We start from the raw sequence: 23,299 nt of genomic DNA on the forward strand, positions 1-23,299 counted from the left end.
TATAAGGAGGAAATAATAATGGGTAAAGCAAAATTCGAACGTACCAAGCCACATGCTAATATTGGTACTATTGGTCACGTTGACCACGGTAAAACAACTTTAACAGCTGCTATTACAGCAGTACTTGCACAATCTGGTAAAGCAGAAGCACGTGCATACGATCAAATCGATGGTGCTCCAGAAGAGCGTGAGCGTGGTATCACAATCTCTACAGCACACGTTGAGTATGAAACTGACAATCGTCACTATGCACACGTTGACTGCCCAGGTCACGCTGACTATGTTAAAAACATGATCACTGGTGCTGCACAAATGGACGGAGCGATCCTAGTAGTATCTGCTGCTGACGGTCCAATGCCACAAACTCGTGAGCACATTCTACTTTCTGGTCAAGTAGGGGTTCCACACATCGTTGTGTTCCTAAACAAATGTGACATGGTTGATGACGAAGAACTACTTGAGTTAGTTGAAATGGAAGTTCGTGACCTTCTTTCTGAGTACGATTTCCCAGGAGATGACGCTCCAGTAATCAAAGGATCTGCTCTTAAAGCTTTACAAGATCCATCTAGTGAGTGGGGTAACAAAATTCTTGAGCTTATGGAAGCTGTTGACTCTTTCATCCCAACTCCAGAGCGTCAAACTGACAAGCCTTTCTTAATGCCTGTTGAGGACGTATTCTCAATCACTGGTCGTGGTACAGTTGCTACTGGTCGTGTTGAGCGTGGTGTGATCAAAGTTGGTGACCCAATCGAGATCCTTGGTTTAACTGAAGAGCCAAAACAATCAACTTGTACTGGAGTAGAAATGTTCCGTAAGCTTCTTGACCAAGCTGAAGCTGGAGACAACATTGGTGCATTACTTCGTGGTGTTGACCGTGAAGAAATCCAACGTGGTCAAGTTTTAATCAAGCCTGGTACAGTGAAAGCTCACCAAAAATTTACGGCTCAAGTATACGTATTAAGTAAAGAAGAGGGTGGACGTCACACTCCATTCTTCGCTAACTACCGTCCACAGTTCTACTTCCGTACAACTGACGTTACAGGAATCATTCAACTTCCTGAAGGAGTAGAAATGGTTATGCCTGGGGACAACATCGAAATGACTGTAGAACTAATCGCTCCTATCGCGATTGAAGAAGGTACTCGTTTTGCGATCCGTGAAGGCGGACGTACAGTTGGTGCTGGTGCAGTTGCTAAAATCATCGGCTAATCTTACACTATAAAGTGTAAATTGATGAATAGAAAGAGCGCTCTTATTTGAGCGCTCTTTTAGCTTTTCTTTTGAATTCACAAGCAAATTCATCGAAATCTCTATTAAAAAGTCTACCAATACGTCTACCATGTTATTCTTGAAAATAAAATTCCTAGATTGCTTGCATTTTAAACATATTTGTTATAAACTATTTGAGTGCCTATCTGACAGAGATCTTATAGAAACGTACAAAACACGATTTTTATAAATGGTGTCTGTTGAATGTGGTTGCGTTGAAGTAGGAGGTTACCGACACACCCGGCCCCTTTGCCATGGCGGGGGAGTTGGAAAATTTCTACGGAGAAGTCTAATTCTAAATTGGGCGAAGAAGGAGGGAAACACATGGCAAAACAAAAGATTCGCATTCGTTTAAAGGCTTATGATCACAGGGTTTTGGATCAATCTGCAGAAAAGATCGTTGAAACTGCAAAACGTTCAGGAGCAAATGTTTCTGGGCCTATTCCACTACCTACAGAAAAAGCGGTTTACACTATTTTACGTGCGGTGCACAAATACAAGGACTCTCGTGAGCAATTTGAGATGAGAACGCACAAGCGTCTAATCGATATCGTGAATCCAACACCGCAAACTGTAGATGCTTTAATGCGTTTAGACTTGCCGTCTGGTGTGGACATCGAAATTAAACTATAAGAACAAAAATTAAAATAATGGCAAAAAGATCATATTTAATAGGAGGTGGCTATCATGACCAAAGGAATCTTAGGGAAAAAACTAGGTATGACTCAAGTGTTCGGTGAAAACGGGATTGTTCTTCCTGTAACTGTTATTGAAGCAGGTCCTAACGTTGTTCTTCAAAAGAAGGATGTAGAAACGGACGGCTACGAAGCGGTTCAATTAGGATTTGGCGACAAGAAAGAGCACCGTGCTAACAAACCTGAAGCAGGACATGCGAAAAAAGCAAACACTGCACCTAAGCGCTTCATTAAAGAAATTCGTAACGTAGACTTAAGCGGCTACGAAATTGGTCAGGAAGTCAAAGCAAGCTTGTTTGAAGCAGGAGAAAAGGTTGACGTATCAGGTGTGAGTAAAGGTAAAGGATTCCAAGGTGTTATCAAGCGCCATGGTCAATCTCGTGGACCTATGTCTCACGGTTCTCGTTACCACCGTCGTCCTGGTTCTATGGGAGCTGTAGATGCGGCTCGTGTATTCAAAGGAAAAGCATTACCTGGTCGTATGGGTGGAGAAAACATTACGATCCAAGGTTTAGAAGTAGTAAAAGTAGACGCAGAACGCAATCTATTATTAGTTAAAGGTGCAATTCCTGGAGCGAAAAATAGCTTTGTAACTGTGAAATCTTCAGTGAAGAACTAACTGTAGAAGAAAGGAGGAAATGTAATGCCTAAAGTAGCATTATACAACCAAAGTGGATCAGCTGTTGGGGAAATTGAATTAGCAGATTCCATTTTCGGCATTGAGCCTAACACACATGTACTTCATGATGCTATCGTGATGCAGCAAGCGTCTCAGCGCCAAGGAACTCATGACGTGAAAAACCGTTCTGAAGTTCGTGGTGGTGGACGTAAGCCGTGGAAACAAAAAGGAACTGGACGTGCGCGTCAAGGATCTATTCGTTCTCCACAATGGGTAGGTGGTGGAACTGTATTTGGACCAACACCTCGCAGCTATTCTTATAAACTACCTAAAAAAGTTCGTCGTCTAGCTTTAAGATCAGCGTTATCTTCTAAAGTACAAAACGATGAAATTAAAGTACTAGAGGGCTTAGAGCTATCCGCTCCTAAGACGAAGGAAATGGTACAGGTATTAACAGGCTTAAACGCAGGAAGAAAAGTATTAATCGTAACTGGAACATTTGATGATAACCTAGCGTTATCCGTACGTAACATTCCAGGAGTAAAATTAGTAGCAGCAGACGGAATCAATGTACTTGACGTGATCTATCACGATCAGTTCATTGTAACGAAAGAAGCTGTTGCGAAGATAGAGGAGGTGCTTGCATAATGAAGGATCCACGCGATATCATTAAGCGCCCTATCGTTACAGAAAAAACAACGGACATGATGGCTGAAAACAAATACGCATTTTACGTAGATGTACGTGCCAACAAAGTTGAAATCAAAAAAGCTGTAGAGCAAATCTTTGATGTGAAGGTAGCGAACGTAAACACACTTAACGTTAGAAAGAAGCCAAAGAGATTTGGTCGTCATAACGGGTTTACAGCTGCTAAAAAGAAAGCATTTATCACACTTACAGCAGATAGCAAGCCTCTTGAGTTCTTCGAGGGTGTATAAGAATTAAATTGAAAGGAGGAACACACCATGGCTATTAAAAAGTATAAACCGACCTCAGCTGGTCGCCGTGGAATGTCTGTTTCAACATTTGAAGAAATTACAACAGATCAACCAGAAAAATCGTTACTAGCGCCACTTCATAGTAAAGCTGGTCGTAACAATAACGGTAGAATTACAGTTCGCCATCAAGGTGGTGGGCACAAGCGTAAATACAGAATCATCGATTTCAAACGGACTAAAGATGGAATACCTGGACGCGTTGCTACAGTCGAGTATGATCCAAACCGTTCCGCTAACATCGCTCTGATTCACTATGCTGATGGAGAAAAGCGTTACATCTTACATCCAAACGGATTAAAGGTTGGAGATGTGATTGAGTCTGGACCAAAAGCTGATATTAAAAGAGGTAATGCGTTACCACTTGAAAATATTCCAGTAGGTACAACGATTCATAACATTGAGATGAAGGCTGGTAAAGGTGGACAATTAGTTCGTGCAGCTGGTGCAGAGGCTCAATTGCTTGGTCGTGATGGCGATTATGCAATCATTCGTCTTAAATCTGGTGAGACTCGCTTAATTCGTAAGGAATGTCGTGCGACGATCGGTCAGGTTGGAAACCTTGATCACGAGTTAATCAACATTGGTAAAGCAGGACGTAATCGTTGGAAGGGTATCCGCCCAACAGTTCGTGGTTCTGTAATGAACCCAGTAGATCACCCACACGGTGGTGGTGAAGGTAAAGCTCCTATCGGACGTAAGTCTCCAATGACTCCTTGGGGTAAACCAACACTTGGTTACAAAACTCGTAAGAAGAACAACCAATCCGATAAGTATATTGTTCGTCGTCGTAAAAAGTAATCGAAGTAGCTAGAAACTAAATTGCTTCCACTCATAGGAATGAGAGGGTAGGCGATTGAACTGTAAACTTGAAGGGAGGTACTTTCAATGGGTCGTAGTTTAAAAAAGGGACCTTTTGTAGATGACCACTTGATGAAAAAAGTGGAAGCCTTAAATGAAACGAATGAGAAGAAGTTGATCAAGACTTGGTCTAGACGCTCTACTATCTTCCCTGATTTTATTGGGCATACCATTGCGGTTTATGATGGTCGTAAGCATGTGCCTGTATTTGTGAGCGAAGACATGGTAGGTCACAAGCTGGGCGAATTTGCTCCAACAAGAACCTACAAAAGTCACGTTGCTGATGATAAAAAAACAAGACGTTAATTGAAGCCGAGAGGAGGTACAGTACATGGAAGCAAAAGCTGTTGCCAGATACGTGCGCATTGCTCCTCGTAAAGTCCGTTTAGTGATCGACTTAATTCGAGGTAAACAAGTAGGCGAGGCCATTGCGATTTTAAAGCATACACCGAAAGGTGCTTCACCTGTAATCGAGAAAGTATTACTATCCGCTGTTGCGAATGCAGAGCATAATTACGAAATGAATCCGGATAGCTTAATTATCTCAAAGGTTACTTGTGATGAAGGTCCAACGTTAAAAAGATTTCGTCCACGTGCACAAGGACGCGCAAGCCGTATAAACAAACGTACGAGCCACATTACGTTAGTGGTTACTGAAAAGAAGGAGGGATAATGCGTGGGTCAAAAGGTTAACCCTAAAGGTCTTCGAGTTGGTGTTATTCGCGACTGGGAATCCAGATGGTACGCGGGTAAGGATTACGCTAAACTTTTACATGAAGACTTAAAAATTCGTGAGTATATTGAAAAACGCCTAGTAGACGCTGCCGTTTCAACGATTGAAATCGAGCGTGCTGCAAATCGTGTCAACGTAACGGTTCACACAGCGAAGCCAGGAATGGTTATCGGTAAAGGTGGATCTGAAGTAGAAGCTTTACGTAAAGCTTTAAATGACTTAACAGATAAAAGAGTTCACATCAACATTAACGAAATCAAAAATGCTGACTTAGACGCTAAGCTAGTAGCCGAAAACATCGCTCGTCAATTAGAAAATCGTGTATCTTTCAGACGTGCTATGAAACAAGCGATTCAGCGTACTATGCGTGCAGGAGCAAAAGGAATTAAAACCATGGTAAGTGGTCGTTTAGGTGGCGCTGACATCGCACGTAGCGAAGGCTACAATGAAGGAACAGTTCCTCTACACACTTTGCGTGCTGATATCGACTACGGAACAGCTGAAGCTGATACAACGTACGGAAAAATCGGCGTGAAAATCTGGATTTACCGTGGTGAGGTGCTCCCTGCTAAGAGGACTAAAGCAGCAGAAGGAGGTAAATAATCATGTTAATGCCTAAACGTGTCAAACACCGTAAAGAACATCGTGGTCGCATGAGAGGTAAAGCTAAAGGCGGAACTGAAGTGACTTTTGGTGAGTACGGTTTACAAGCATTAGAGGCTTCTTGGATTACAAACCGCCAGATTGAAGCGGCTCGTATCGCGATGACTCGTTACATCAAACGTGGTGGTAAAGTTTGGATTAAAATTTTCCCTTCAAAGCCATATACATCAAAACCTTTAGAAGTTCGAATGGGTTCTGGTAAAGGGGCGCCTGAAGGTTGGGTAGCTGTTGTTAAGCCTGGTAAGGTGATGTTTGAACTAGCTGGAGTACCTGAAGAGGTTGCTCGTGAAGCTATGAGACTTGCTGCTCATAAGCTGCCAGTGAAAACAAAATTCGTAAAACGTGAAGGATTGGGTGGTGAAGCAAATGAAAGCTGAAGAAATTCGTAACCTAACCACTTCCGAAATTGAGCAAAAAGTAACATCTTTGAAAGAAGAACTATTTAACCTCCGTTTTCAATTAGCAACCGGACAATTAGATAACCCACTTCACATTCGTGACATTCGTAAGAATATCGCTCGTGCAAAGACGGTTTTGCGTGAAAGAGAACTTGGAATAAATAACGGTTAAGGAAGGAGGTTCTATACGTGACAGAACGTAATAATCGTAAGGTTCGTACTGGTAAAGTAGTAAGCGACAAAATGGACAAAACAATTACGGTAAGTGTTGAAACGTATAAAAAGCATTCTCTATATGGGAAACGCGTTAAGTATACAAAGAAATTCAAAGCCCATGACGAGAACAACCAAGCCAAAATTGGTGATGTTGTAAAAATCATGGAAACTCGCCCAATATCTAAGGATAAGCGCTGGCGTTTAGTTGAAGTTGTAGAAGAATCAGTAATTATCTAAGTAAAAATTAAGTATGACAAATGAGATATACTTCCAGACCTGAGAGGAGGTAAACGATATGATTCAAGTTGAAACACGTTTAAAAGTAGCTGATAATTCCGGTGCAAGAGAACTTCTTTGTATCAAGGTATTGGGTGGATCTGGCCGTAAATACGCGAATGTTGGAGACATCATTGTTGCTTCTGTTAAGCAAGCAACACCAGGAGGCGTTGTCAAAAAGGGCGATGTAGTAAGAGCTGTTATCGTTCGTACGAAAAGTGGCCGACGTCGTCAAGATGGTTCATACATCCGTTTTGATGAAAACGCAGCTGTTATCGTAAAAGACGATAGAAGCCCTCGTGGAACTCGTATTTTTGGACCAGTTGCTCGTGAGCTTCGTGAAAAAGATTTTATGAAGATTGTTTCTCTAGCTCCTGAGGTAATCTAAGAGCGGTCTAAAAGATAACAAACAAAAATTCAGTTCCGCAAGGAGGTGCGACTGTGCACGTCAAAAAGGATGACACAGTAATGGTGATTACAGGCAAGGACAAAGGTAAAAAGGGACGTGTTATCGCTTCTTTTCCAAAAGATAATCGTGTTCTTGTAGAAGGAATTAACATGGTGAAAAAGCATGCTAAGCCTTCTCAAACAAATCCACAGGGTGGAATTGTGAATCAAGAAGCGCCAATCCACGTATCAAACGTTATGCCGATCGATCCTAAGACTGGAAACCCAACTCGTGTTGGTTACAAGGTTTTAGACAGCGGTAAAAAAGTACGTGTTGGAAAATCCGGCGAGCAATTAGATAAGTAAGTAAGAAAGGAGGTCATTAGCTATGGCGTCAAGATTACAAGAAAAGTACAAAAGTGAAGTTGTTTCTTCATTAGCAGAAAAATTTAAGTACGACTCAGTGATGCAAGTTCCTAGAGTGGAAAAAGTAGTCATCAACATGGGTGTTGGTGAAGCGGTAGGAAATTCAAAAGCTCTTGATGGAGCTGTTGAGGATATTCAAACGATTACAGGTCAAAAGCCAGTTATTACTCGTGCGAAGAAATCTATTGCCGGCTTTAAAATCCGTGAGGGTATGCCAATCGGTGTGAAAGTAACACTTCGCGGGCAAAGAATGTATCACTTCTTAGATAAACTATTTAACGTTTCTCTGCCTCGTGTACGTGACTTCCGCGGTATATCTAACAAATCATTTGATGGACGTGGAAACTACACACTAGGAATCAAAGAACAATTGATTTTCCCAGAGATTGAGTATGATAAAGTAGATAAAGTTCGTGGAATGGATATCGTTATCGTAACGACTTCACAAACGGATGAAGAGTGTAAAGAACTATTAACGGAACTAGGAATGCCGTTCCAAAAGTAAAAGTCCCTAATAAATAAGAAGACACAGTCTGCTGCAAAATGCACAGGATGCTGACTTCTCGACGATGTTGCTCGAAACAGCAACAACTAATAAGGAGGCACATGACCGCTGCGCTATGCACGGGATGTTGATTTCCGAATGATGTTGCTCAAAGTAGAAGCATCAACTAATAAGGAGGCACACAACCGCTGCGCTATGCACGGGATGTTGACTTCACTTAGATGATACTCAAAGGTAGTAGCGTCAACTAATAAGGAGGGAAATTGAGTGGCGAAAAAATCAATGATCGCAAAGCAGAAGCGTAGTCCAAAGTTTGCTGTTCAAGCGTATACTCGCTGTGAGCGCTGTGGACGTCCACACTCTGTCATGCGGAAGTTTGGAATTTGCCGTATTTGTTTCCGTGAACTGGCTTACAAAGGTCAAATTCCGGGTGTTAGAAAAGCAAGTTGGTAATCCCGGCAAGAGGGAAGGAGGTTAATATAAATGGTAATGACAGATCCAATTGCAGACATGCTAACTCGTATTCGTAATGCTAACGCAGTACGTCACGATTCTCTAGAGGTTCCGGCTTCTAACATTAAAAAAGAGATTGCAAACATTCTAAAACGTGAAGGGTTTGTACGTGACTCTGAATTCATCGAAGATAACAAACAGGGGATCATTCGTATCTTCCTTAAGTATGGTGCTAATGATGAGCGTGTAATTACTGGTCTTAAGCGTATCAGTAAGCCTGGTTTACGTGTTTATGCAAAAAACAATGAGGTTCCTCGTGTATTAGGAGGACTTGGAGTTGCTTTGATTTCTACATCAAAAGGTGTTGTGACGGACAAAGAAGCTCGTCAGCAAAACATCGGTGGAGAAGTACTAGCATACGTTTGGTAATATAGTTTAGAGGGAAACGGAGGTGTCACACATGTCCCGTATAGGAAAAAAACCTATTGAACTACCAGCTGGAGTTCAAATTAACTTAAATGATAATACATTAACAGTAAAAGGACCGAAGGGTGAGTTAACTCGTAACCTTCACCCAGACATGATTCTTAAGATCGATGAAAAAGAAATCGTAGTTGAGCGTCCATCAGATAATAAAAATCACCGTGCTCTACATGGAACAACTCGTTCAATCGTAGCGAACATGGTGGAAGGTGTTACTAACGGATATGAGAAGAAGTTAGAGCTAGTAGGAGTTGGATACCGTGCTTCTAAAAGCGGTGAAAAGCTTGTCTTAGCTGTAGGATACTCTCATCCAGTAGAAATGGTTCCTGAAAAAGGTATTGAAGTTGAAGTACCTGAGCAAACCAAAATTACAATTAAAGGTATTGATAAAGAACGTGTAGGAGAATTTGCTGCCAACGTTCGTGCCGTGCGTGCGCCTGAGCCTTACAAAGGTAAAGGAATTAAATACGCTGGTGAAAGAATTCGTCGTAAAGAAGGAAAAACTGGTAAGTAATGCTAGTTACGTCCGGAAGGGAGTGAATGTTGCGTGATTAATAAAGGCGATAAGAACAAGGTTCGTAAGAAAAGACACGCTCGCGTTCGTCGTACGATAACAGGAACTGCTGAACGTCCTCGTTTAAACGTGTTCCGTTCCTCTAAGCATATCTATGCACAATTGATTGATGATGTAGCAGGTCAAACGATCGTTTCTGCTTCAACTCAAGACAAAGAGCTAGCTGGTTCTATCGGTAACGGTGGAAACGTTGAAGCGGCTCAAAAAGTCGGTCAATTAGTAGCAAAACGTGCTGTTGATAAAGGATATCAATCTATCGTGTTTGATCGTGGTGGATATTTATATCATGGAAGAGTAAAAGCCCTAGCTGACGCAGCTCGTGAAGCTGGCTTACAATTCTAAGAAAAGGAGGGAAAAAGAGTGCGCATCGATCCAAATACATTAGAATTAGAAGAAAAAGTAGTACAAATTAACCGTGTATCTAAAGTGGTAAAAGGTGGACGTCGCTTCCGCTTTAGCTCACTAGTTATCGTAGGTGACCGTAATGGTCATGTAGGATTTGGTATGGGTAAAGCGTCTGAGGTACCTGATGCGATTCGTAAAGGAATTGAAGATGCTAAGAAGAACTTAGTGAAGGTTCCACTTGTAGGAACAACAATTCCTCATCAGATTCTTGGACACTTTGGAGCTGGCCGAGTATTATTAAAGCCTGCATCTGAAGGTACTGGGGTTATCGCTGGTGGTCCTGTACGTGCGGTGTTAGAGTTAGCTGGAGTTGGTGATATTTTAACAAAATCACTTGGAACTTCAAACGCTCTTAACATGATTAATGCAACTTTTGAAGGTTTAGGACGTTTAAAACGTGCAGAGGACGTAGCTAAGCTACGTGGTAAATCTGTAGAAGAAATTTTAGGCTAATTCAGGCTAGCCAGTAAAAACTGGTGCTGAATGGTCGATGATTAAAGGAGGGATTTGACTATGGCTAACAAATTAGAAATTACCCTCAAGCGCAGCACAATCGGCCGTAAGCAGGATCAAATTAAAACGGTTGAAGCACTTGGCTTAAGAAAGCTACATCATACTGTTGTGCATAACGACAATGTTGCCATTCGTGGTATGGTGAACAAGGTCAGTCATCTAGTTGAAGTTAAAGAAATCGAAGCATAAGAAATTGTAAAACAGGGGAGGTGTAACTGTGAAATTACACGAACTAAAACCTGCAGAGGGCTCTCGCAAAGAACGTAATCGTGTAGGTCGTGGTATTGGTTCCGGTAACGGAAAAACTTCTGGACGTGGTCATAAAGGACAAAATTCACGTTCTGGCGGTGGCGTTCGTCCAGGATTTGAGGGTGGACAAAATCCACTTGCTCGTCGTTTACCGAAGCGTGGATTTACGAATCCTAACCGTAAAGAGTATGCGATCATTAACCTAGACACATTAAATCGTTTCGAGGCAGACACAACGGTAACTCCAGAATTGCTTCTTGAAACGGGTATCGTGAAGAATTCTCGCGATGGCATCAAGATCTTGGGAAATGGCGAATTAACAGTAAAATTAACTGTTCAAGCAAATAAATTTTCTCAAGCGGCAGTAGAGAAAATTGAAGCTGCCGGTGGAAAAACTGAGGTGATCTAATGTTTGCAACGATCTCGAATATTTTCAAAGTAGCAGATCTTCGTCAAAAAATCGTTTTCACCTTGTTGATGCTAGTCGTTTTCCGTATTGGTACATTCATTCCGGTACCTAACGTTAACGCTGATGCTCTGAACTTTCAGGATCAAGCGAATGCATTTGCTATGCTTAGTATATTTGGTGGAGGAGCTCTAGAGAATTTCTCCATTTTCGCTATGGGTATCATGCCTTACATCACAGCTTCCATTATTGTGCAGCTTTTAACGATGGATGTCGTTCCTAAGTTTGCACAATGGGCTCGTGAGGGTGAAGCTGGGAAGCGTAAGCTAGCTCAGGTCACTCGTTATGGTACAATTGTTCTTGGTTTTATCCAAGCATTCGGTATGTCTATCGGATTTAATAACCTATTTCCAGGTCTTATTCAAAACGCTACCTTCGGAACGTATTTATTCATTACCCTTGTTCTTACAGCAGGTACAGCGTTCTTAATGTGGCTTGGTGAAATGATCACGGAAAAAGGAATCGGAAACGGGATTTCCATCCTGATTTTCGCTGGAATTGTAGCGGCTTTCCCATCAGGTGCAAACCAATTCTATATGCAAGAAGCACAGAAGGTTGCTGAAGGTAGCCCGTTATTCCTAAGCATTATCTATGGAGTGATCCTTGTTCTTGTTCTTATTGCGATCATTGTAGGTGTTATCTTTATTCAACAAGGTATTCGTAAAATACCTGTACAATATGCAAAGCGTGTAGTAGGACGCAAAATGTATGGTGGTCAATCCACTCACATTCCACTAAAAGTGAATGCAGCTGGGGTTATTCCGGTAATCTTTGCGATGTCTCTACTCATGTTCCCATCTACGATTGCTAGCTTCTGGGCTGGAAATCGATTTGCGGATTGGATTACAACGAATTTTAGTTACGATAGCGCCTTTGGTATGTTCTTCTACATCTTGCTGATCATTGGATTCACGTACTTCTATACATTTGTACAAATGAACCCAATGCAAATGGCTGAGAACATGAAGAAGAACGGTGGATATATTCCTGGTATTCGCCCAGGTAAAACTACGTCTATCTATTTAACTCGTATCTTAAACCGTATTACTTTAACTGGTGCTCTGTTCTTAGCAGCTGTATCTGTTCTACCATTTATTATCTCTAGAATTGGGGAGCTTCCTCCACAAGTTCAGATCGGTGGAACGGCATTACTAATCGTTGTCGGGGTTGCCCTTGATACGATGAAACAGATTAACAGCCAGCTAATTAAGCGTCACTATAAAGGATTTATTAAGTAATACTGGAGGGATATGATGAATTTAGTTTTCATGGGGTTACCCGGTGCAGGTAAGGGAACACAGGCAGAGCGAATTGTCGAGCACTTTGAAATTCCTCATATCTCGACCGGAGACATGTTTCGAAGTGCGATTAAAGAGGAGACTCCTCTAGGAATAGAAGCAAAATCTTACATGGATCGTGGCGAACTCGTTCCCGATGAAGTAACAATAGGTATTGTGAACGAAAGATTGGCTAAAGATGATTGTAAGCACGGTTTTTTACTAGATGGATTTCCTCGTACAGTAGCTCAGGCTGAAGCGTTGGAGAATATGCTTGCTTTATCCGATCGAGGAATTGACCATGTGATTTATATTAACGTTAAGAAAGATTTACTGCTGGCTAGACTTACAGGTCGTCGTATTTGTAAGGACTGTGGTTCTACGTATCATACAGAGTTTAACCCACCGAAGGTAAGCGATGTGTGTGATAAATGTGGCGGAGAATTATACCAACGCCATGATGATAATGCGGAAACCGTAGGCAAGCGCCTTGACGTGAATATTAAACAGCAGCAGTCATTGCTTGATTTCTATCAGGATCGTGGTTTACTACGAACGGTTGATGGGGAAAAGCACATCGATCAAGTCTTTTCAAATATATCTAATCTGGTTAAAGGGCAAGAGTAACATGATTATATGTAAATCAAGCTCTGAGCTAGAGCTGATGAGAGAGGCTGGTAGAATTGTGGCTCTCACTCATCAGGAGTTGAAGAAAGTGATACAATCTAATATAACGACTAAGGAATTAGATGCCGTTGCTGAGAAAATCATTCGTCAGCATGGGGCAACTCCTTCCTTTAAAGGTTATGGTGGCTTTCCTGGAAGCATTTGTACTTCAGTCAATGAAGAACTTGTTCATGGGATACCTAGTGATCGGAAGTTGAAAGATGGAGATATCATTAGTATCGACGTTGGCGCAAACTTCAAGGGGTACCATGGTGATTCAGCTTGGACGTATGCAGTTGGAGCCATAAGCGATGAGGATGTACGCTTAATGGAGGTCACAGAGGAATCATTATATCGTGGTTTAGCAGAAGCGAAGCCACAGGCAAGACTGTCCAACATCTCCCATGCTATTCAAAAGTATGTTGAGGAAGAAGGTTTTTCCATCGTACGAGAATATGTGGGACATGGAGTAGGTACAGCCTTGCATGAAGACCCGCAGATCCCAAACTTCGGTCCACCCGGGCGTGGTCCACGCCTTAAGCCAGGCATGGTTTTAGCTATTGAACCGATGGTCAATGCTGGAACAAGGTACGTCAAAACGCTAGCTGATAACTGGACTGTGATCACTCAAGATCGACGTAATTGTACGCATTATGAGCATACGATTGCGATAACAGAAGATGGCTACGAGATTTTAACAAAAGCTTAAGGTGTAGGTGATGAATGTGGCAGAATCGGAACCGATTCTACAGATTGGTCAGCTTGTCAAGATTCGTCGAGGTCGAGACGCCGGTAACTATGCCGTCGTCATACGCATCGAAAACGAACGTTTTGTATGGATCGCTGATGGGGATAAACGAAGGTTTGATAGGCCGAAGATTAAAAACGTCCTTCATCTTCAAGCTTTCGATTCGATCTCTTCCGAAGTTTTATCAAGTATTGCGCAAACGAACCGTGTCACGAATGGTAAACTTCGCTATGCAGTGAACAAGTTTACGGAGTTGATAGAGGGACAAAGGAAGAAAGGAGAGTGAATTCATGGCCAAGGAAGACGTTATTGAAGTAGAAGGTACTGTGATTGAACCTCTACCTAATGCGATGTTCAAGGTTGAATTAGAGAACGGACATAAAATACTAGCCCATGTATCTGGTAAAATAAGAATGAACTTCATTCGTATCTTACCTGGAGATAGAGTAACAATTGAACTTTCTCCATACGATTTAACACGCGGGCGTATCACGTATCGCTATAAATAGAACTGCTCATTGCCTTCTTCAAAGGCCTGTGAGCCATAAAGCAAGGAGGTTTTAAAAATGAAGGTAAGACCATCCGTTAAGCCTATCTGTGAGAAATGTAAAGTGATTCGCCGCAAAAGAACCGTTATGGTTATCTGCGAAAATCCTAAGCATAAGCAGAAGCAAGGATAATAAAGTTAAGTAGTCGATTGACAAGCAAATCGTAGAAAGTACATGACCGCTGCGCTATGCACGGGATGTTGACTTCTCGAGAGATTGCTGCTCGAAGTAGTAGCGTCAACTAATAAGGAGGTGCTGATAGACATATGGCACGTATTGCAGGTGTTGACTTACCTCGTGACAAACGAGTTGAGATTGCGTTAACGTATATTTTTGGAATTGGTAAATCAACGGCACAAAACTTAGTCAGTGAAGCTGATATTAATCCAGATACTCGCGTTCGTGATCTTACAGAAGACGAAGTGGGTAAAATCCGTGAGCTTATTGACAAGACTCTTAAAGTAGAAGGAGACCTTCGTCGTGAAGTTTCTCTTAACATTAAGCGTCTGATCGAAATCGGAAGCTATCGTGGAATCCGTCATCGTCGTGGATTACCAGTACGTGGTCAGCGTTCAAAAACGAATGCTCGTACTCGTAAAGGTCCTCGTCGTACAGTAGCGAATAAGAAAAAATAGGGTAGTGTAAAGGAGGGAAAAGCATGGCTAAGCGTAAAGTACAAACTCGTACAAAACGTCGCGATCGTAAAAATATTGAAACTGGCGTTGCTCATATCAGATCAACGTTCAATAACACAATTGTTACGATCACAGATCCTCATGGAAATGCATTGTCATGGGCAAGTGCAGGGAACCTTGGATTCAAAGGATCTCGTAAAAGCACACCATTTGCTGCTCAAATGGCTGCCGAAACAGCAGCAAAATCAGCAATGGAGCACGGCTTAAAAGAAGTGGAAGTAATGGTTAAAGGTCCTGGAGCTGGTCGTGAAGCAGCAATTCGTTCTCTTCAAGCTGCAGGCTTAGAAGTGAACATGATTAAAGACGTTACGCCAATCCCACATAACGGTTGTCGCCCACCAAAACGTCGTCGAGTATAACAGCGCAGAAAACCAGTTAAACGTGGTCATGGTATAAATTTCCTAAAGTTGGATTATAATGAGTGGTATACTAGGATGCGTGTGCGAAGTAGGCGTTTTGAAGGAGGGTTCGTAGATGATTGAAATAGAAAAGCCGAGTATTGAAACGGTTGAGATCAGTGAAAATGGCACGTACGGAAAATTTGTAGTAGAACCTTTGGAGAGAGGCTACGGGACGACACTAGGTAATTCTATGCGTCGTGTTCTGTTGTCCTCCCTTCCAGGAGCTGCGACTCGATCGGTACAGATTGATGGGGTGCTGCATGAGTTTTCAACCATTGAAGGTGTTGTCGAGGATACAACGGAAGTTATTCTTAATCTGAAGAAGCTCTCTCTTAAAATTCATTCTGACGAAGAAAAAACGTTAGAAATTGATGCTGAGGGAGAAGGGATCATTACAGCCGCAGACCTTCGTCATGACAGTGATGTTGAAATATTAAACCCAGACCTTCATATTGCAACTCTAGCAGAGGGTGCCAGACTTCACATGAAGATCTCTGCCGGAAGAGGCCGTGGCTATATTCCAGCAGAAGGAAACAAACGTGATGATCATCCTATTGGAGTAATTGCAATAGATTCTATTTATACTCCGGTAGATCGAGTCAACTATCAAGTGACAAATACCCGTGTTGGTCAGGTCACAAACTACGATAAATTAACCCTTGAAGTATGGACAAATGGTAGCATTCGTCCTGAAGAGGCAGTCAGTCTAGGAGCAAAGGTTCTTTCTGAACATCTTAATCTATTTATTACCTTAACTGATGAAGCTCAAGAAGCTGAGATTATGGTAGAAAAAGAAGAAGATAAGAAAGAAAAAGTCCTAGAAATGACGATTGAAGAACTTGATTTATCTGTTCGTTCCTATAATTGCTTAAAGCGTGCCGGGATTAATACGGTACAGGAGCTAACGCATAAGTCTGAAGAAGATATGATGAAAGTACGTAATTTAGGTCGTAAATCTCTTGAGGAAGTACAGGAGAAACTAGCTGAGCTAGGACTTGGTCTACGCAAAGATGACTAACGATCAGTGTACGTCAGCTAAAGGAGGGATATAGAGATGGCTTATCAGAAACTAGGGCGAAATAGTTCTGCTCGTAAAGCGTTGTTCCGTGATTTAGTGACAGATTTATTCATCTACGAACGCATTGAAACAACTGAATCTAAAGCTAAAGAGCTTCGCTCAATCGCAGAAAAAATGATCACATTAGGTAAACGTGGTGATCTTCACGCTCGTAGACAAGTAGCTGCATTTGTTCGTGCAGAAGTAGCCGATGCTACAACTGGACAGGATGCGATTCAAAAACTATTTACGGATATTGCTCCTCGTTATGCAGAGCGTCAAGGTGGATATACACGTATTTTAAAGCTTGGACCTCGCCGTGGAGACGGAGCACCAATGGTATATCTTGAATTAGTCAAATAAGAACGGCTCCAAAAAGGGTGGGGACAGGATCTGGAGATTTCCAGATTCCTGGTCAGTACCCTTTTTTGCCGTATTTGGCTTTTTCTATTTTCAAAGCTTGAAGGCTATATCATAAAATGCGGGGGTTATATCTTTAAGGGGAGGAAAAAATGTGATTCAATGTCATAACGTATTTTTTTCATATTCAAACGCTCACATAGCCTCTCATTCTTCTGTCCAGTTAAATCCTGATCTTGAGGGTGATAGAAGTAAGGATAAAACAGGAGAGCTTAAGAATATAAACCTTAGGATAAGAGATGGTGAGTATGTAGCAATTATCGGTCCCAATGGATGCGGAAAATCTACATTAGCAAAGCTGCTGAATGGTATACTTCTTCCTACAAATGGAGACGTTACGGTGGCAGATAAATCCACACAAAGTAAAGAAGATCTATACTCTATTCGACAGCAGGTTGGTTTGGTTTTTCAAAATCCAGAGAATCAGATGGTAGCTACTACAATTTTTGATGATATAGCTTTTGGCTTGGAAAATATCGCATGGCCTCAGGAGCGAATGGATGAACGCATTCGGGAAGCCCTGCAGCAGGTTGGGATGTGGGAGCTACGTGAAAGGGAGCCACATACACTTTCTGGAGGGCAGAAACAACGTGTAGCTATAGCAGGCATATTGGCGATGAGACCTGACACGATTATTTTTGATGAAGCAACGTCTATGCTTGATCCCGAGGGGAGAAAAGAGGTTCTTGCTATTATGAGAGGGCTACATGAAGAAGGCTTGATGATTATTCATATTACACATGATATGAATGAAGCGGCAGAGGCCGATCGTGTTCTTTTTATGAAAGAAGGTCGGTTGATTCGAGATGAGTCCCCTAAAGTGCTCTTTGCTGATTTGGATTGGTTAAAGGCTCACGGACTTGAGCTTCCTTTCAGCTATCAAGTGATTATAGAGCTAAAAGATAGAGGTCTACCTATTCCAGATACAATTCACTCTAAGAAAGAGCTGGTTTCGCACTTATGGACATTGTCATCAAAAACTTGAGCTACACGTATCATGCCCATACTCCATTCGAACAGCAGGTCTTGAAGGATATTTCTCTGGAAATAAAGGAGAACTTATGGGTATCCATTATTGGACGTACAGGGTCAGGAAAGTCTACCTTAGTTCAGCACATGAATGGTCTATCAAAGCCTACAGAGGGGTCTGTTCAGATTGGTCAGACGGTGATAGCGTCAGATCAAAAGAAGAGATTAGACAAGCCGTTATATGATCAGGTGGGGATGGTCTTTCAATATCCGGAGCACCAATTGTTTGAGGAGTCGGTGTTTAAGGATATTAGCTACGGACCTAGAAACTTAGAATGGCCCACGGAGCTGATCGAGCTACGAGTGCTGCAGGTGATGGGTAAGCTTGGCTTGCCTAGAGACCTAGCCGAACGTTCTCCTTTTCAGCTAAGTGGTGGACAAAAGAGAAGAGTAGCTATAGCAGGTATTCTCGTGATGAACCCCAAGGTGATTATTTTAGATGAGCCTACTGCTGGGCTGGACCCGCAAGGAAAACGAGACATACTAAAGGTCATACGTCAATGGCAGGAGGAGCATCAGAGTACAGTCATCACCATCACTCATCAGATGGAGGATGTAGCGGAGTTTGCTGATCAGGTTGTCGTCATGGAGCACGGAAGGGTCAAATGGCAGATGGATCCTTTTACTTTGTTTACTACTTATGGTTCTGAGCTTGAACAAATGGGCTTGGAGTTACCACAGCTTATTCAATTTATTAAAGAGCTAAATGAGGGGTATGATAGCTCCCATCGACTAGTGCCTACTTCTTTAAACCAAAATAAGCTATACGAACAAATAGCGACATTTTTAAAGGGGAATATGAAGATAGCTGGATCACTAGAGGATATAGAGGATGAAACCCGATGAGTGCACTAAGCAGACTGCCCATTGGTCATTATATTGCAAAGCCCTCAGTTATCCATCAGTTAGACCCAAGAGTCAAAATTGTCCTGTTGCTAGCGTGTCTGAGCTTAATTTTTATGGCAAATAGCTTTCTGAGCTTTACTGTAGCTATAGGATTTGTTGTTTTGCTTTTTGCTACTGCTCAAATATCAATTATTTATATGTTTCGTGCCTTAAAGCCATTATGGATTTTACTCATCATCACGTTTATCTTTCATCTTTTTCTAAATAGAGAAGGGACTGTTCTGATTGAATGGGGCATCCTTCGTGTGTATGAGCAAGGAGTTATACAAGGTATTGTTGTTACATTACGAATTCTACTGCTTATCCTGCTCTCTTCTTTGCTTACCCTAACGACAAAGCCCTTAGTGTTAACGGATGGATTAGAAAAGCTGATGAGTCCACTAAAGGTATTCAGATTTCCGGCTCATGAGATCGCTCTGATGATCTCCATATCCTTACGTTTTATTCCTACCCTGCTTCAGGAGATGGATAAGATTATGAAGGCTCAAAGCGCTAGAGGTGCTTCCTTTCAGAGTAGAAGTCTAAAGAAAAAAGCTACTGCCTTTATGGCTATCCTAATCCCGTTGTTTATTGCCTCCTTTCAGCGAGCAGATGAATTAGCTTTAGCGATGGAAGCCAGGGGATATCGAGGGGGAGAGGGACGAACGCAATATAGAAAGCTGAGGGTTACTCAGCTTGATTACATGGCTATTTCTGTAGTTATCGCTTTTGGAGCTCTCTTTTTACTCTTAAGGGCATGGTAGACGTATAGACAGTAAGAGGTGAGAAGCCTAGAGATTCTTCATAGGCTTAAGAGGATAGGAGAAAGGGGTAAGGTAGGAAGTGAATGAACACGAAGAAGAAGGCTTTTTGGGTTCATCCAGAGAGTTAAATCGTTTTAAATGCACCGTATCGTATGATGGTACCCATTATCATGGCTTTCAGATTCAAACAAATGCTTTATCTGTTCAGGAGAAGCTAGAGCAGGCTCTCAAACGCATGCACAATGAGCCTGTTGCTGTAGTTGGTTCAGGAAGAACGGATGCTGGTGTTCACGCAAGAGGGCAGGTTTTTCACTTTGATAGCCCTCTAGAGATCAGAATGGACAAATGGACGCTAGCGCTGAACTCCTATTTACCAAAGGATATTCGCATTCAGTCTACAGAGCCCATACATGCTGATTTCCATGCTAGACATGATGTGACCAGAAAGCAGTATCGTTATCATATCTATCGTTCTAGGCTGGAAAATCCGAACAGGCGATTATACTGGGCTCATGTGCCTTATGGGCTAGATATGGACGCTATTCGAGCAGCAGCTAAGGTTTTAGAAGGAGAGCATGACTTCACCGCCTTTAGCTCTGCAAAATCGGATGCTAATCACCGTGTGAGAACGATTAAACGTCTAGATATCGAAGAGCGTAAGGTGGAGGACGGAGAAGAAATTGTCCTGATTTGTGAAGGAAATGGATTTTTATATAATATGGTGCGGATTATTGCAGGAACGCTGATCGATGTGGGGCGGGGCAGAAGCTCTATTGAACAGGTACAGCAGGCTCTCAAGTTAAAAGAACGTAGACTAGCAGGAAAGACGGCCCCAGCACATGGATTAAACCTATGGTGGGTGGCATATGATTGAATAAATTTGAGAGTTAGCACATTATCATCTCAGCTACTTTATAGAGGCATATAAAGCTAGAATTTATCTAGGAAATGCCTTGACTGTTGCTTCCCATTGTAGTATTATATTCTTTGGTATTTCTAAACTCACAGCCCCGAGCGTAGAAGCACCTGTATGATTGTTTTTTGACCCGCTATGTTCTCGTGTTCTAAAGGCGGACCGAGTCATAAGGCAGAAAACAAAGCTTTATTAAAGCTTACTATGCATATCATGAATGACAGAACAAATAGAGCGTATGACAACGTAATACTGAAATCATGAACGTAACACATTGATTTTGAGAATATTGGAGGGATTATAGATGCGTACCACATTTATGGCAAAGCCGCATGAAGTAGAACGTAAATGGTACTTAATAGACGCTGAAGGTCAAACACTTGGTCGTCTAGCGAGTGAAGTTGCTAGCATTTTACGTGGAAAAACTAAACCTGAATTCACACCACATGTTGATACAGGTGACTTCGTTATTGTTATTAACGCAGAGAAAATCAGATTAACAGGAAACAAGCTGCAAGATAAGAAATACTATCGCCACTCTGGTCATCCAGGTGGATTAAGAGAAACGTCTGCAGGAGAATTGCTACAAAAGTTCCCTGAAAGATTGATCGAATTTGCAGTAAAAGGAATGCTTCCAAAGAACACTTTAGGTCGTCAGCAAGGTATGAAGCTACACGTTTACGCTGGAAGCAAGCACAAGCATCAAGCACAACAACCTGAAGTTTACGAACTTCGCGGATAATAATCGAACGAAGAAGGAGGGTATCTACCTTGGCACAAGTAACTTATTATGGTACAGGTCGTCGTAAGCATTCTGTAGCTCGCGTACGTTTAGTACCTGGTGATGGAAACATTGTAATTAACAAACGTAGCATAGATGAATTTTTCGGATTAGAGACGTTAAAGCTGATCGTTAAGCAACCTCTACGTCTGACTGAAACAGAAGGTCAATATGACGTATTAGTAAACGTTAACGGTGGTGGATTTACAGGTCAAGCGGGAGCGATCCGTCATGGTATCGCACGTGCTTTATTGAAAGCAGATCCTGAATTCCGTAGCGTTCTTAAGCGCGCAGGATTCTTAACGCGTGATCCACGTATGAAAGAGCGTAAGAAATACGGTCTTAAAGCTGCACGTCGTGCACCTCAGTTCTCAAAACGTTAATATACTTACGTTTCAAGGCTCTCAACCTTTGGTTGGGGGTCTTTTTTATGCTGTTTTTTTGTAATCGCGCCCACCAGACGCCCACAAACCACCCACCGAGATATAGGTTAGGAGCAATAATGAGTCTAGTATGTAACAAAAAAGAACCTTTTACCGACGTCCTTAAAGAGATTACCCATTTGTAAGGCATATATTACTTAAAAATAGTTTATTTAGCTTAACGTAAATGGGGTTCACTAGATACTTTTGGATTGACAAAATATCGCTTGCCAGTATCAAGCTTTGAAATGCTCTCCATCTCGTCCTCATTCAAGTTAAAGTCGAATACTTGGATATTCTCCTTAATCCGCTGCGCGTTTGATGACTTGGGGATGATGATGGTATGACGATTTAAATGCCAGCGCAAAATGACTTGCCTACTGTCTTGTTATGTCGACGTGCAATGATATTCAGTTCCTCATTATCAAACAAGGAAGCATTCCCTTGACCCAAAGGACCCCATGCTTCATGCAATATTTGATGACGAGACATATACTCACGTAGTGATTTCTGTTGAAATAGCGGATGTGTCTCTACTTGATTAATCATTGGCTGTATCTTGGCATATTTCTTCAAGTGTTCAAAATGCTCAGGCCCAAAGTTAGCTACACCAATGACTTTTATCTTACCTTCCTCATACAATTGCTCCAGCGCTTTCCAAGCTTCAACATAAAGTGGAGCAGCAAAATGAATGAGATACATATCGAGATAAGTAGTCTTCATCCTCTTACAACTTTCCCTAAAAGCTTGATGTGTCTCTTCATACCCCAGATCAGTGGTCCACACCTTAGAGGTTAGAAAAAAATCTTCTCGAGAGACACCGCTATTTGCTATCGCCTGGCCTAAAGCCTCTTCATTTCCATAGATACGTGCTGTATCAAAATGACGATAGCCCACTTTAATGGCTTCACGGATTGTCTGTTCGAAAGCTCCGTTTTTCCCTTGTTTGATTTTATAAACACCAAATCCCAGCTGGGGGATTTTCACACCGTTTGCTGCCATTACGAATGATTCCATAACATTCTCCTTTAAGGTAGTTTATGAGTATAGCTCTATTTGCACAATGACAAGAACTGATTAATCAGGGTTTGTAAGCCTTCTACCTTAGTTTTGGCATCCAAAAGATAATAATTTTTGGTACCCTCGCGATTCATGCTGACCAGTCCGGCATCCTTTAGTATTTTAAGGTGATGAGAAATGGCAGGACGAGATAAATGGGTGTACTTGCCGATTTCTCCCACTCGCATGCCAAGGTTCTGTGCTCTCTGAGCCAAGGTAATTAATATAGCTTGACGGGTTTCATTGCCTATGGCTAAAAGCAAGTTTTGATTTTGTTTAAACTCATGCATAATACGACTGCTAACGTCTTGTTCCATCATTTCCTCCTTAGTCTAACGCTTTAAACCATTAGGTCATTACAGACAGCTTACCACAGAGTTTATCTTAAAGGGGTATTGGTAAAGAAAATAGAGATCATATACTGACCACTATATAGTGGTAATTGGAG

At 41.9% G+C, this 23,299-nt stretch carries 41 protein-coding genes; 38 read left to right on the forward strand and 3 right to left on the reverse strand.

Going from position 1 to position 23,299, the window contains the following annotated elements; translation table 11 throughout:
- The first annotated feature begins 18 nt into the window (after window positions 1-18).
- The 38 genes from tuf (at window position 19) to rpsI (ending at window position 21,753) form a co-directional block, all read left to right on the forward strand.
- Window positions 19-1,209, forward strand: coding sequence for an elongation factor Tu (tuf, locus tag J2S11_RS09565; RefSeq protein ID WP_307393990.1), 1,191 nt, complete (start codon window positions 19-21; stop codon window positions 1,207-1,209).
- 384 nt (window positions 1,210-1,593) lie between these two features.
- Entirely contained in the window at window positions 1,594-1,902 is a 309-nt protein-coding gene (gene rpsJ / locus J2S11_RS09570; RefSeq protein WP_025028107.1) for a 30S ribosomal protein S10, read from the forward strand.
- A gap of 54 nt (window positions 1,903-1,956) precedes the next feature.
- The gene (gene rplC, locus J2S11_RS09575) at window positions 1,957-2,583 is read left to right on the forward strand and encodes a 50S ribosomal protein L3 (RefSeq protein ID WP_307393993.1); all 627 of its coding nucleotides are present in this window, start codon (window positions 1,957-1,959) and stop codon (window positions 2,581-2,583) included.
- A 24-nt stretch (window positions 2,584-2,607) separates the two neighbouring features.
- A complete protein-coding gene (gene rplD, locus J2S11_RS09580) occupies window positions 2,608-3,231 on the forward strand; it encodes a 50S ribosomal protein L4 (protein WP_307393995.1) in 624 nt (207 codons plus the stop codon).
- Window positions 3,231-3,521 carry a 50S ribosomal protein L23 gene (rplW, locus tag J2S11_RS09585; RefSeq protein ID WP_307393997.1) on the forward strand — a complete coding sequence of 97 codons (291 nt, stop codon included), beginning with the start codon at window positions 3,231-3,233 and terminating at the stop codon, window positions 3,519-3,521. The genes rplD and rplW overlap by 1 nt, the downstream gene beginning before the upstream one ends.
- A gap of 27 nt (window positions 3,522-3,548) precedes the next feature.
- Window positions 3,549-4,379: a 50S ribosomal protein L2 gene (gene rplB / locus J2S11_RS09590; protein WP_307393998.1), complete on the forward strand. Its 831-nt coding sequence runs from the start codon at window positions 3,549-3,551 to the stop codon at window positions 4,377-4,379.
- An 87-nt stretch (window positions 4,380-4,466) separates the two neighbouring features.
- Window positions 4,467-4,745: a 30S ribosomal protein S19 gene (rpsS, locus tag J2S11_RS09595; protein WP_307394000.1), complete on the forward strand. Its 279-nt coding sequence runs from the start codon at window positions 4,467-4,469 to the stop codon at window positions 4,743-4,745.
- Window positions 4,746-4,770: 25 nt separating this feature from the next.
- Window positions 4,771-5,112 carry a 50S ribosomal protein L22 gene (rplV, locus tag J2S11_RS09600; RefSeq protein WP_307394003.1) on the forward strand — a complete coding sequence of 114 codons (342 nt, stop codon included), beginning with the start codon at window positions 4,771-4,773 and terminating at the stop codon, window positions 5,110-5,112.
- Window positions 5,113-5,115: 3 nt separating this feature from the next.
- Entirely contained in the window at window positions 5,116-5,775 is a 660-nt protein-coding gene (gene rpsC / locus J2S11_RS09605) for a 30S ribosomal protein S3 (RefSeq protein ID WP_307394005.1), read from the forward strand.
- A gap of 2 nt (window positions 5,776-5,777) precedes the next feature.
- Window positions 5,778-6,212 (forward strand): 50S ribosomal protein L16, encoded by a 435-nt coding sequence (rplP, locus tag J2S11_RS09610; RefSeq protein WP_307394007.1) that lies wholly within the window; start codon window positions 5,778-5,780, stop codon window positions 6,210-6,212.
- Window positions 6,202-6,405, forward strand: coding sequence for a 50S ribosomal protein L29 (gene rpmC, locus J2S11_RS09615; protein WP_307394008.1), 204 nt, complete (start codon window positions 6,202-6,204; stop codon window positions 6,403-6,405). The genes rplP and rpmC overlap by 11 nt, the downstream gene beginning before the upstream one ends.
- Before the next feature lie 17 nt (window positions 6,406-6,422).
- The gene (rpsQ, locus tag J2S11_RS09620; RefSeq protein WP_307394010.1) at window positions 6,423-6,686 is read left to right on the forward strand and encodes a 30S ribosomal protein S17; all 264 of its coding nucleotides are present in this window, start codon (window positions 6,423-6,425) and stop codon (window positions 6,684-6,686) included.
- A 58-nt stretch (window positions 6,687-6,744) separates the two neighbouring features.
- Window positions 6,745-7,113, forward strand: coding sequence for a 50S ribosomal protein L14 (rplN, locus tag J2S11_RS09625; protein ID WP_307394012.1), 369 nt, complete (start codon window positions 6,745-6,747; stop codon window positions 7,111-7,113).
- Window positions 7,114-7,166: 53 nt separating this feature from the next.
- A complete protein-coding gene (gene rplX / locus J2S11_RS09630) occupies window positions 7,167-7,478 on the forward strand; it encodes a 50S ribosomal protein L24 (protein ID WP_307394014.1) in 312 nt (103 codons plus the stop codon).
- Window positions 7,479-7,500: 22 nt separating this feature from the next.
- Window positions 7,501-8,043: a 50S ribosomal protein L5 gene (gene rplE / locus J2S11_RS09635; RefSeq protein WP_307394016.1), complete on the forward strand. Its 543-nt coding sequence runs from the start codon at window positions 7,501-7,503 to the stop codon at window positions 8,041-8,043.
- Between the two features lie 267 nt (window positions 8,044-8,310).
- Window positions 8,311-8,496 (forward strand): type Z 30S ribosomal protein S14, encoded by a 186-nt coding sequence (locus J2S11_RS09640; protein ID WP_307394018.1) that lies wholly within the window; start codon window positions 8,311-8,313, stop codon window positions 8,494-8,496.
- Between the two features lie 30 nt (window positions 8,497-8,526).
- On the forward strand, window positions 8,527-8,925 hold the full coding sequence (rpsH, locus tag J2S11_RS09645; protein WP_307394020.1) for a 30S ribosomal protein S8: 399 nt from the start codon (window positions 8,527-8,529) through the stop codon (window positions 8,923-8,925).
- Between the two features lie 31 nt (window positions 8,926-8,956).
- Window positions 8,957-9,493 carry a 50S ribosomal protein L6 gene (rplF, locus tag J2S11_RS09650; protein ID WP_307394022.1) on the forward strand — a complete coding sequence of 179 codons (537 nt, stop codon included), beginning with the start codon at window positions 8,957-8,959 and terminating at the stop codon, window positions 9,491-9,493.
- Between the two features lie 33 nt (window positions 9,494-9,526).
- The gene (rplR, locus tag J2S11_RS09655) at window positions 9,527-9,895 is read left to right on the forward strand and encodes a 50S ribosomal protein L18 (RefSeq protein ID WP_307394024.1); all 369 of its coding nucleotides are present in this window, start codon (window positions 9,527-9,529) and stop codon (window positions 9,893-9,895) included.
- Window positions 9,896-9,913: 18 nt separating this feature from the next.
- On the forward strand, window positions 9,914-10,411 hold the full coding sequence (gene rpsE, locus J2S11_RS09660) for a 30S ribosomal protein S5 (protein WP_307394025.1): 498 nt from the start codon (window positions 9,914-9,916) through the stop codon (window positions 10,409-10,411).
- 60 nt (window positions 10,412-10,471) lie between these two features.
- Complete coding sequence (gene rpmD, locus J2S11_RS09665; protein WP_307394027.1) at window positions 10,472-10,660, forward strand: 50S ribosomal protein L30; 189 nt, start codon at window positions 10,472-10,474, stop codon at window positions 10,658-10,660.
- 28 nt (window positions 10,661-10,688) lie between these two features.
- A complete protein-coding gene (rplO, locus tag J2S11_RS09670) occupies window positions 10,689-11,129 on the forward strand; it encodes a 50S ribosomal protein L15 (protein WP_307394029.1) in 441 nt (146 codons plus the stop codon).
- Window positions 11,129-12,424 carry a preprotein translocase subunit SecY gene (gene secY / locus J2S11_RS09675; RefSeq protein ID WP_307394030.1) on the forward strand — a complete coding sequence of 432 codons (1,296 nt, stop codon included), beginning with the start codon at window positions 11,129-11,131 and terminating at the stop codon, window positions 12,422-12,424. Before rplO ends, secY begins: the two co-directional genes overlap by 1 nt.
- 15 nt (window positions 12,425-12,439) lie before the next feature.
- Window positions 12,440-13,090, forward strand: coding sequence for an adenylate kinase (locus tag J2S11_RS09680; RefSeq protein WP_307394032.1), 651 nt, complete (start codon window positions 12,440-12,442; stop codon window positions 13,088-13,090).
- A 1-nt stretch (window position 13,091) separates the two neighbouring features.
- On the forward strand, window positions 13,092-13,838 hold the full coding sequence (gene map, locus J2S11_RS09685; protein WP_307394034.1) for a type I methionyl aminopeptidase: 747 nt from the start codon (window positions 13,092-13,094) through the stop codon (window positions 13,836-13,838).
- A gap of 10 nt (window positions 13,839-13,848) precedes the next feature.
- Window positions 13,849-14,163, forward strand: a complete 315-nt coding sequence (locus J2S11_RS09690; RefSeq protein WP_307394035.1) for a KOW domain-containing RNA-binding protein — start codon at window positions 13,849-13,851, stop codon at window positions 14,161-14,163.
- A gap of 4 nt (window positions 14,164-14,167) precedes the next feature.
- On the forward strand, window positions 14,168-14,386 hold the full coding sequence (infA, locus tag J2S11_RS09695; RefSeq protein ID WP_307394036.1) for a translation initiation factor IF-1: 219 nt from the start codon (window positions 14,168-14,170) through the stop codon (window positions 14,384-14,386).
- 57 nt (window positions 14,387-14,443) lie between these two features.
- Window positions 14,444-14,557 carry a 50S ribosomal protein L36 gene (gene rpmJ, locus J2S11_RS09700; protein ID WP_090842670.1) on the forward strand — a complete coding sequence of 38 codons (114 nt, stop codon included), beginning with the start codon at window positions 14,444-14,446 and terminating at the stop codon, window positions 14,555-14,557.
- Window positions 14,558-14,691: 134 nt separating this feature from the next.
- On the forward strand, window positions 14,692-15,060 hold the full coding sequence (rpsM, locus tag J2S11_RS09705) for a 30S ribosomal protein S13 (protein WP_307394039.1): 369 nt from the start codon (window positions 14,692-14,694) through the stop codon (window positions 15,058-15,060).
- A 23-nt stretch (window positions 15,061-15,083) separates the two neighbouring features.
- Complete coding sequence (gene rpsK / locus J2S11_RS09710; protein WP_307394040.1) at window positions 15,084-15,479, forward strand: 30S ribosomal protein S11; 396 nt, start codon at window positions 15,084-15,086, stop codon at window positions 15,477-15,479.
- 115 nt (window positions 15,480-15,594) lie between these two features.
- Complete coding sequence (locus J2S11_RS09715) at window positions 15,595-16,539, forward strand: DNA-directed RNA polymerase subunit alpha (RefSeq protein WP_307394042.1); 945 nt, start codon at window positions 15,595-15,597, stop codon at window positions 16,537-16,539.
- A gap of 36 nt (window positions 16,540-16,575) precedes the next feature.
- A complete protein-coding gene (rplQ, locus tag J2S11_RS09720; RefSeq protein WP_307394044.1) occupies window positions 16,576-16,941 on the forward strand; it encodes a 50S ribosomal protein L17 in 366 nt (121 codons plus the stop codon).
- A gap of 151 nt (window positions 16,942-17,092) precedes the next feature.
- On the forward strand, window positions 17,093-17,983 hold the full coding sequence (locus tag J2S11_RS09725; protein ID WP_307394046.1) for an energy-coupling factor transporter ATPase: 891 nt from the start codon (window positions 17,093-17,095) through the stop codon (window positions 17,981-17,983).
- Window positions 17,959-18,873, forward strand: coding sequence for an energy-coupling factor transporter ATPase (locus tag J2S11_RS09730; RefSeq protein ID WP_307394047.1), 915 nt, complete (start codon window positions 17,959-17,961; stop codon window positions 18,871-18,873). The genes J2S11_RS09725 and J2S11_RS09730 overlap by 25 nt, the downstream gene beginning before the upstream one ends.
- Window positions 18,870-19,676, forward strand: coding sequence for an energy-coupling factor transporter transmembrane component T family protein (locus J2S11_RS09735; RefSeq protein ID WP_307394049.1), 807 nt, complete (start codon window positions 18,870-18,872; stop codon window positions 19,674-19,676). The genes J2S11_RS09730 and J2S11_RS09735 overlap by 4 nt, the downstream gene beginning before the upstream one ends.
- 79 nt (window positions 19,677-19,755) lie before the next feature.
- Complete coding sequence (gene truA / locus J2S11_RS09740) at window positions 19,756-20,550, forward strand: tRNA pseudouridine(38-40) synthase TruA (protein WP_307394051.1); 795 nt, start codon at window positions 19,756-19,758, stop codon at window positions 20,548-20,550.
- Between the two features lie 343 nt (window positions 20,551-20,893).
- Window positions 20,894-21,331 (forward strand): 50S ribosomal protein L13, encoded by a 438-nt coding sequence (gene rplM, locus J2S11_RS09745; RefSeq protein ID WP_307394053.1) that lies wholly within the window; start codon window positions 20,894-20,896, stop codon window positions 21,329-21,331.
- A 29-nt stretch (window positions 21,332-21,360) separates the two neighbouring features.
- Window positions 21,361-21,753 (forward strand): 30S ribosomal protein S9, encoded by a 393-nt coding sequence (gene rpsI, locus J2S11_RS09750; protein ID WP_307394055.1) that lies wholly within the window; start codon window positions 21,361-21,363, stop codon window positions 21,751-21,753.
- 217 nt (window positions 21,754-21,970) lie between these two features.
- Here the strand turns inward: rpsI and J2S11_RS09755 are convergent, their stop codons facing one another.
- Genes J2S11_RS09755 through J2S11_RS09765 form a run of 3 tightly spaced genes read right to left on the reverse strand, consistent with a single transcriptional unit; the run spans window position 21,971 to window position 23,171 of the window.
- Window positions 21,971-22,159, reverse strand: a complete 189-nt coding sequence (locus J2S11_RS09755) for an aldo/keto reductase (protein ID WP_307394057.1) — start codon at window positions 22,157-22,159, stop codon at window positions 21,971-21,973.
- On the reverse strand, window positions 22,144-22,809 hold the full coding sequence (locus J2S11_RS09760; protein ID WP_307394059.1) for an aldo/keto reductase: 666 nt from the start codon (window positions 22,807-22,809) through the stop codon (window positions 22,144-22,146). Before J2S11_RS09760 ends, J2S11_RS09755 begins: the two co-directional genes overlap by 16 nt.
- A 35-nt stretch (window positions 22,810-22,844) precedes the next feature.
- Window positions 22,845-23,171: an ArsR/SmtB family transcription factor gene (locus J2S11_RS09765; protein ID WP_307394061.1), complete on the reverse strand. Its 327-nt coding sequence runs from the start codon at window positions 23,169-23,171 to the stop codon at window positions 22,845-22,847.
- Between the last annotated feature and the right edge of the window lie 128 nt (window positions 23,172-23,299).

Source organism: Bacillus horti (assembly GCF_030813115.1).
Classification (GTDB): domain Bacteria; phylum Bacillota; class Bacilli; order Caldalkalibacillales; family JCM-10596; genus Bacillus_CH; species Bacillus_CH horti.

Bases quoted from the DNA above. Each gene is read 5' to 3' on its own strand.
- rplC (WP_307393993.1), top strand. From the start codon at position 1,957: ATGACCAAAGGAATCTTAGGGAAAAAACTAGGTATGACTCAAGTGTTC.
- rpsH (WP_307394020.1), top strand. From the start codon at position 8,527: ATGGTAATGACAGATCCAATTGCAGACATGCTAACTCGTATTCGTAAT.
- rplN (WP_307394012.1), top strand. From the start codon at position 6,745: ATGATTCAAGTTGAAACACGTTTAAAAGTAGCTGATAATTCCGGTGCA.
- J2S11_RS09730 (WP_307394047.1), top strand. From the start codon at position 17,959: ATGGACATTGTCATCAAAAACTTGAGCTACACGTATCATGCCCATACT.
- rplD (WP_307393995.1), top strand. From the start codon at position 2,608: ATGCCTAAAGTAGCATTATACAACCAAAGTGGATCAGCTGTTGGGGAA.
- J2S11_RS09680 (WP_307394032.1), top strand. From the start codon at position 12,440: ATGAATTTAGTTTTCATGGGGTTACCCGGTGCAGGTAAGGGAACACAG.
- map (WP_307394034.1), top strand. From the start codon at position 13,092: ATGATTATATGTAAATCAAGCTCTGAGCTAGAGCTGATGAGAGAGGCT.
- rpmC (WP_307394008.1), top strand. From the start codon at position 6,202: ATGAAAGCTGAAGAAATTCGTAACCTAACCACTTCCGAAATTGAGCAA.
- rpsM (WP_307394039.1), top strand. From the start codon at position 14,692: ATGGCACGTATTGCAGGTGTTGACTTACCTCGTGACAAACGAGTTGAG.
- J2S11_RS09760 (WP_307394059.1), bottom strand. From the start codon at position 22,809: ATGGAATCATTCGTAATGGCAGCAAACGGTGTGAAAATCCCCCAGCTG.
- rplF (WP_307394022.1), top strand. From the start codon at position 8,957: ATGTCCCGTATAGGAAAAAAACCTATTGAACTACCAGCTGGAGTTCAA.
- secY (WP_307394030.1), top strand. From the start codon at position 11,129: ATGTTTGCAACGATCTCGAATATTTTCAAAGTAGCAGATCTTCGTCAA.
- rplM (WP_307394053.1), top strand. From the start codon at position 20,894: ATGCGTACCACATTTATGGCAAAGCCGCATGAAGTAGAACGTAAATGG.
- infA (WP_307394036.1), top strand. From the start codon at position 14,168: ATGGCCAAGGAAGACGTTATTGAAGTAGAAGGTACTGTGATTGAACCT.
- rpsJ (WP_025028107.1), top strand. From the start codon at position 1,594: ATGGCAAAACAAAAGATTCGCATTCGTTTAAAGGCTTATGATCACAGG.
- rplE (WP_307394016.1), top strand. From the start codon at position 7,501: ATGGCGTCAAGATTACAAGAAAAGTACAAAAGTGAAGTTGTTTCTTCA.
- rplP (WP_307394007.1), top strand. From the start codon at position 5,778: ATGTTAATGCCTAAACGTGTCAAACACCGTAAAGAACATCGTGGTCGC.
- rpsS (WP_307394000.1), top strand. From the start codon at position 4,467: ATGGGTCGTAGTTTAAAAAAGGGACCTTTTGTAGATGACCACTTGATG.
- rplW (WP_307393997.1), top strand. From the start codon at position 3,231: ATGAAGGATCCACGCGATATCATTAAGCGCCCTATCGTTACAGAAAAA.
- rplB (WP_307393998.1), top strand. From the start codon at position 3,549: ATGGCTATTAAAAAGTATAAACCGACCTCAGCTGGTCGCCGTGGAATG.
- tuf (WP_307393990.1), top strand. From the start codon at position 19: ATGGGTAAAGCAAAATTCGAACGTACCAAGCCACATGCTAATATTGGT.
- rpsK (WP_307394040.1), top strand. From the start codon at position 15,084: ATGGCTAAGCGTAAAGTACAAACTCGTACAAAACGTCGCGATCGTAAA.
- rplQ (WP_307394044.1), top strand. From the start codon at position 16,576: ATGGCTTATCAGAAACTAGGGCGAAATAGTTCTGCTCGTAAAGCGTTG.
- J2S11_RS09735 (WP_307394049.1), top strand. From the start codon at position 18,870: ATGAGTGCACTAAGCAGACTGCCCATTGGTCATTATATTGCAAAGCCC.
- rpmD (WP_307394027.1), top strand. From the start codon at position 10,472: ATGGCTAACAAATTAGAAATTACCCTCAAGCGCAGCACAATCGGCCGT.
- J2S11_RS09690 (WP_307394035.1), top strand. From the start codon at position 13,849: ATGAATGTGGCAGAATCGGAACCGATTCTACAGATTGGTCAGCTTGTC.
- J2S11_RS09765 (WP_307394061.1), bottom strand. From the start codon at position 23,171: ATGATGGAACAAGACGTTAGCAGTCGTATTATGCATGAGTTTAAACAA.
- rplV (WP_307394003.1), top strand. From the start codon at position 4,771: ATGGAAGCAAAAGCTGTTGCCAGATACGTGCGCATTGCTCCTCGTAAA.
- rpmJ (WP_090842670.1), top strand. From the start codon at position 14,444: ATGAAGGTAAGACCATCCGTTAAGCCTATCTGTGAGAAATGTAAAGTG.
- J2S11_RS09715 (WP_307394042.1), top strand. From the start codon at position 15,595: ATGATTGAAATAGAAAAGCCGAGTATTGAAACGGTTGAGATCAGTGAA.